The sequence below is a fragment of the Streptomyces sp. NPDC057638 genome (genome assembly GCF_042800315.1).
Taxonomy (GTDB): Bacteria; Actinomycetota; Actinomycetes; order Streptomycetales; family Streptomycetaceae; genus Streptomyces.
In genome coordinates this window covers 1-5,386 of the sequence record NZ_JBHVHF010000095.1, presented here as the reverse complement: position 1 = coordinate 5,386, position 5,386 = coordinate 1, and the positions used below count along the sequence as shown (strand labels likewise).

The 5,386-nt window shown below is 73.8% G+C and carries 5 protein-coding genes; 2 read left to right on the top strand and 3 right to left on the bottom strand.

Annotated features, from left to right (window positions below):
* Positions 1–165: 165 nt before the first annotated feature.
* The 3 genes from obgE to rplU form a co-directional block, all read right to left on the bottom strand.
* Positions 166–1,605: a GTPase ObgE gene (obgE, locus tag ACFVIM_RS15685; protein ID WP_384301397.1), complete on the bottom strand. Its 1,440-nt coding sequence runs from the start codon at positions 1,603–1,605 to the stop codon at positions 166–168.
* Positions 1,606–1,741: 136 nt separating this feature from the next.
* On the bottom strand, positions 1,742–1,999 hold the full coding sequence (gene rpmA, locus ACFVIM_RS15680) for a 50S ribosomal protein L27 (RefSeq protein WP_384301395.1): 258 nt from the start codon (positions 1,997–1,999) through the stop codon (positions 1,742–1,744).
* 14 nt (positions 2,000–2,013) lie between these two features.
* Positions 2,014–2,334 carry a 50S ribosomal protein L21 gene (rplU, locus tag ACFVIM_RS15675; RefSeq protein WP_384301394.1) on the bottom strand — a complete coding sequence of 107 codons (321 nt, stop codon included), beginning with the start codon at positions 2,332–2,334 and terminating at the stop codon, positions 2,014–2,016.
* A gap of 434 nt (positions 2,335–2,768) precedes the next feature.
* Here rplU and ACFVIM_RS15670 point away from each other — a divergent pair, with 434 nt between their 5' ends.
* Together ACFVIM_RS15670 and ACFVIM_RS15665 are read left to right on the top strand one after the other, a co-directional pair.
* Positions 2,769–4,541 (top strand): hypothetical protein, encoded by a 1,773-nt coding sequence (locus ACFVIM_RS15670; protein ID WP_384301393.1) that lies wholly within the window; start codon positions 2,769–2,771, stop codon positions 4,539–4,541.
* A gap of 201 nt (positions 4,542–4,742) precedes the next feature.
* The gene (locus ACFVIM_RS15665) at positions 4,743–5,339 is read left to right on the top strand and encodes an acyltransferase (protein ID WP_384301391.1); all 597 of its coding nucleotides are present in this window, start codon (positions 4,743–4,745) and stop codon (positions 5,337–5,339) included.
* The last annotated feature ends 47 nt before the right edge of the window (positions 5,340–5,386 follow it).

Below are 5,386 nucleotides of genomic sequence, written 5' to 3'. Positions count from 1 at the left end.
GGGGGCACCCCCGGGCCGCAGAGCCCAGGGGTGGGGGCACCCCCGGGCCGCAGAGCCCAGGGGTGGGGGCACCCCCGGGCCGCAGAGCCCAGGGGGAGTGTGCCGGCCGTCGCGGCCCAGGCGGGACTGTGCGGACACGGCCTCGCGGAACGGGCCGTGATCGTCCTACTGGAACGGGTCGAACGTGTCGTACTCCCGCTGCGCCTCGTCGCGCTCGGCTTCGCGCTCGCGGCGGCGCTGCGCCGCCGGGCGCGGCTCGTCCAGACGGTGGTCCTCGCCACGGCGGCCGAGCATCTCGGCCCCCGCCATGACGGTCGGCTCCCAGTCGAAGACGACCGCGTTCTCCTCGGGGCCGATGGCCACGCCGTCCCCGGCGCGGGCCCCCGCCTTCATCAGCTCCGTCTCGACACCGAGGCGGTTGAGCCGGTCGGCGAGATAGCCGACGGCCTCGTCGTTGTTGAAGTCGGTCTGCCGCACCCAGCGCTCCGGCTTCTCACCGCGCACCCGGAAGAGACCGTCGTCCTCCTGGACGACCGTGAACCCGGTGTCGTCGACGGCCTTGGGCCGGATGACGATCCGGGTCGCCTCCTCCACCGGCTTGGCGGCGCGGGCCTCGCCCACGATGCCCGCCAGGGCGTAGGACAGCTCCTTGAGCCCGGTGCGGGCGACGGCGGAGACCTCGAAGATCCGGTAGCCCCGCGCCTCCAGCTCGGGGCGGATCATCTCGGCCAGGTCCAGACCGTCCGGGATGTCGATCTTGTTGAGGACGACGACCCGCGGCCGGTCGTCCAGCCCGCCGTACTGCTTCAGCTCGGCCTCGATCACATCGAGGTCCGACAGGGGGTCGCGGTCCGACTCCAGCGTCGCCGTGTCCAGCACATGCACCAGCACCGAGCAGCGCTCGACATGGCGCAGGAACTCAAGACCGAGCCCCTTGCCCTGGCTGGCGCCCGGGATCAGCCCGGGAACGTCGGCGATGGTGTAGACGGTCGAACCCGCCGTCACCACACCGAGGTTGGGTACGAGGGTGGTGAAGGGGTAGTCCGCGATCTTCGGCTTGGCCGCGCTCAGCACCGAGATCAGCGAGGACTTGCCCGCGCTCGGATAGCCGACCAGCGCCACGTCCGCGACGGTCTTCAGCTCCAGGACGACATCACGGCTCTCGCCGGGCTCACCCAGCAGCGCGAAGCCGGGCGCCTTGCGGCGGGCCGACGCCAGCGCCGCGTTACCGAGGCCGCCCCGGCCGCCCTGGCCCGCGACGAAGGTGGTGCCCTGACCGACCAGGTCGGCCAGCACATGGCCCTGACCGTCCAGGACGACGGTCCCGTCCGGCACCGGCAGCACCAGATCGCGGCCGTCCTTGCCGGCCCGGTTGCCGCCCTCGCCGGGCTGGCCGTTGGTGGCCTTGCGGTGCGGGCTGTGGTGGTAGTCGAGGAGCGTGGTCACCGACTGGTCGACGACCAGGATCACATCGCCGCCCCGGCCGCCGTTGCCCCCGTCGGGGCCGCCGAGCGGCTTGAACTTCTCCCGATGGACGGAGGCACAGCCGTGGCCCCCGTTACCCGCGGCGACATGCAGCTCGACGCGGTCCACGAAGGTGGTCATGGTGGTGTGCCTCCAGTGCTCAGGGATATGTCTTAGCTGTAACACGGCGGAGGCGGACCCGCTTCCCGTACGGGAAGTGAGGTCCGCCTCCGCGTGGATCGCTCTCTCGGCGACCGAGTACGCCCCAGGGGGCTGGTTACTCGGCGACCGGAACGATGTTGACGACCTTGCGGCCACGGAAACGGCCGAACTCGACCGCACCGGCGTTCAGGGCGAACAGGGTGTCGTCGCCACCGCGACCGACGCCCGTGCCCGGGTGGAAGTGGGTGCCGCGCTGGCGGACCAGGATCTCACCGGCGTTGACGACCTGACCGCCGAAGCGCTTCACGCCGAGCCGCTGAGCATTGGAGTCGCGACCGTTCCGGGTGGACGATGCGCCCTTCTTGTGTGCCATGTCTCCTCAGTCCCTTACTTCGCGGCCGTGGGGATGCCGGTGACCTTGATCGCCGTGTACTGCTGACGGTGACCCTGACGACGGCGGTAGCCGGTCTTGTTCTTGTAGCGAAGGATGTCGATCTTCGCGCCCTTGTGGTGGTCCACGACCTCGGCCGTGACCTTGATCCCGGCCAGGACCCACGGGTCGCTGGTCACGGAGTCGCCGTCGACCAGGAGCAGGGTAGAGAGCTCTACCGTGTCGCCGACCTGGGCGGTGGAAATCTTGTCAACCTCGACGATGTCGCCGACAGCAACCTTGTGCTGCCGACCACCGCTGCGCACGATGGCGTACACGCGGAACCCTCTTTCGCTCGAATCAGACCCCCTGATGCCAGCCGCTCCGCGCGGGCGCGAGCCCACGACGATCCGGAAGGACGAGCGGCCTCTCCGTGCCGGCCCGGGAACGGGACGCGCGGAGGGAGATGCTCAGGGAGGGGTGCGCATGGAAACACACCGAGGGTCAAGAGTACGGGGGGTACTTTCGGGGGTCAAACCGGGGTGCGGGCCCGCTCGTGTCCCGAGGGGCCGCGCCCCTCGCCGGGCCGCCCGTGCCCGCCTTCCTCTGAGCTGCGGCCCATCGCCCCTGGGACGCCCCCGTCCCGTGGCGGGCACGCCGGGTCCACCCGCTCGTGGGCACGGCGGCGCCACCGCTCAGTGGGCAGGGTTCGTTGGAAGGAAGAGGGGCGGATGCCTGGTGGAAGGAGGGCGGGGGCTGTTCAATGGCGTCCGTGTCACTGCGCTCCCTGCTGTCCGCGCCGCTGTCCATGCCTCGCATGCTGCGTCATGGCTCGGCCGTGGGCGCCGACCTGCCTCCGGACGGGGCCGTCACCCTCGATCAGGTGACCGACCCGGCGCTGCGCCGGGCCCTGGCCGCCGCGCGGCTCGGGGACGCCGGGCCCGCGCGGGAGCTGCTGGCGGAGACGCGGCTCGGGGCGCGCTGGGAGTACCGCTCCACATGTGTCGCGGCCCTCGCCGAGTGCGCGCTGCACAGTCCTCAGTGGCTGGAGCGGTGGCTGGCGGCCGAGCCCGCCCACCCGGACGCGACGCTGCTGAGGGCGGATCTGACCGTGCGGCGCGCCTGGGAGATCCGTACGGATCACCGGGCGGTGCAGGTCTCCCACGACCGGTTCCGCGCCTTCTTCGCGCTGCTGGAGGACGCCGCCCCGCTGATCGCGGCGGCCGTGGAGCTGAATCCGGCCGACCCGGTGCCCTGGGAGGTCGCGCTGTCCCACGCCCGGGGCATGCAGTCGCCGCGCGAGGTCTTCGACGCGTACTGGACGGAGGCGGTCACCCGCTCCCCGTACCACTACGGCTGCCACGCCAGCGCCCTGCAGTACCTCTGCCGCAAGTGGTACGGCTCCGATGAGGAGATGTTCGGCTTCGCCGAGCGCTCCGCGGCCAGTGCCCTGCCCGGCTCACTGCTGCACGCGCTGCCGCTGCTCGCCGCGGTCGAGTACGCGCTGGAGTACGAGGGGGCGTACGGGTCCCGGGCCCGCCGCCCCGCCGAGCGCGGCCCCGTGGGGCGGGAGCGGATCACCGCCGCCGTCGACCGGGCGCTGGCGCTCTCGGCCTGGTACGGGCCGGGCGATCCGGAGGCGGCCGGGTTCCGCAACCATCTGGCGATGATGCTGATCCTGGGGCGGCGCTGGGACGAGGCGCTGGAGGTGTTCCGGGCGATAGGCACCGATGCCCGCGCCTATCCGTGGGCGTACCTCGGGGAGAGCCGCAAGGAGTTCCTGGAGCTGAGGCTCGGGGTGCGGATGCAGATCGCCTCCAGGACGCCGTTCTTCGGGCGCCCGCCGGGCCCCCGTACCCCGTCGGTGGCGCCTCCGGCGGCCCTGGGGCCGACGGGACCGCACGCGCTGGCGATCGTGGCCGCCGCGCCCCGGCGGATCATGGAGGCGGCGCCGCTGAGCGCGGTGCCGCTGCGGGTCGCCGCCGCGACGCCGCAGCGGGCCCGGCAGACGGCCGGGGCGGGCGCGGGCACCCGGCGGGGGCGCGGCGCGGGCCGGGGTGGCGGCCGGGGCGGCGCGGGCACCGAGATGAGCTATGTGGAGCAGATCCCCGGCCCGTCGCCGTGGGCCGGTGGCGAGGAGCCGCTGGTGGCGGCGGTGGGCGCGGTCGGGGCCTGGCCCGCGCTGGTGCTGTTCCGTACGGCGGAGCCGACGCCGCGAGCCGGGGTGACGCTCGTGGACGGGGGCCGGGTCCGGGCCCGGCATCTGTGGGACCCGGCGGCCCCCGTGGTGGACCACACGGCCGCCGCCGCCGTCGTCCGTGCCCTGGCGGCTGCGTTTCCGGGGGTTCCGGGCGCCGACCGGGGGCCCCTGGTCGCCCTGCTGCGCGGCGCGGACGACCCGGCGCGGCGCCAGCGCGCCCTGGTGGCGGCGCTGGGGCTGCCCCAGGTCCCCGACGGGTTCGGCGAGCGGGCGGACGTCCTGGACGGGCTGCCGGGCGCGCGGATCGCCGCCCGTCGCTCCTGGGCGGGACGGCGGCGCGGCTGACCCCCGGTACGGCTGCGGCACCGCCGTACGGGAGCGGCGGCCGGGCCTCATGCGGGAACACGTACGGGAACAGCGGCCGGGACCCCGTACCGGCCCGTACGGGAGCGTCCCCGCCGGGTGCGACGGCCCCTCCGCCACCGGCCCGCCGCGCACCGGCCCGTATGCTCGCCGGGCGGAAGCCGCGCACCGGAAGGCAGAGAAGTGAACTACAGGGTCCAGCCCACCGCGCAGGTGGACGAGAGCGCCGTGATCGGCGACGGCAGCAGCGTCTGGGAGCTCGCCCAGATCCGTGAGCGGGCCAGCCTCGGCGAGCGCTGTGTCATCGGCCGCGGCGCCTACGTCGGCACCGGCGTGCGCATGGGAGACGACTGCAAGCTCCAGAACTACTCGCTGGTCTACGAGCCCGCCGAGCTGGGCGACGGCGTCTTCATCGGCCCGGCCGTGGTGCTCACCAACGACCACAACCCGCGCTCGGTCAGCCCCGACGGCGGTCAGCTGCGCGGCGGCGACTGGGAGGCCGTGGGCGTACGGATCGCGGACGGCGCCTCCATCGGGGCCCGCGCGGTCTGTGTCGCCCCGCTGGAGATCGGCCGCTGGGCGATGGTCGCGGCGGGCGCGGTCGTCACCAAGGACGTGCCCGACTTCGCGCTGGTGGTCGGTGTCCCGGCCCGCCAGGTGGGCTGGGTCGGGCGCGCGGGCGTGCGGCTGGTGGAGCGCGCGGGCGAACCGGGTGTCTTCGAGTGCCCCAGGACGGGCGCGCGCTATGTCGAGAAGGCGGGCACCCTCACCGAGGCGTGAGAGCCCGGATACGGAGTACGGGTGAGCCCGGGTGGACAGGTCCACCC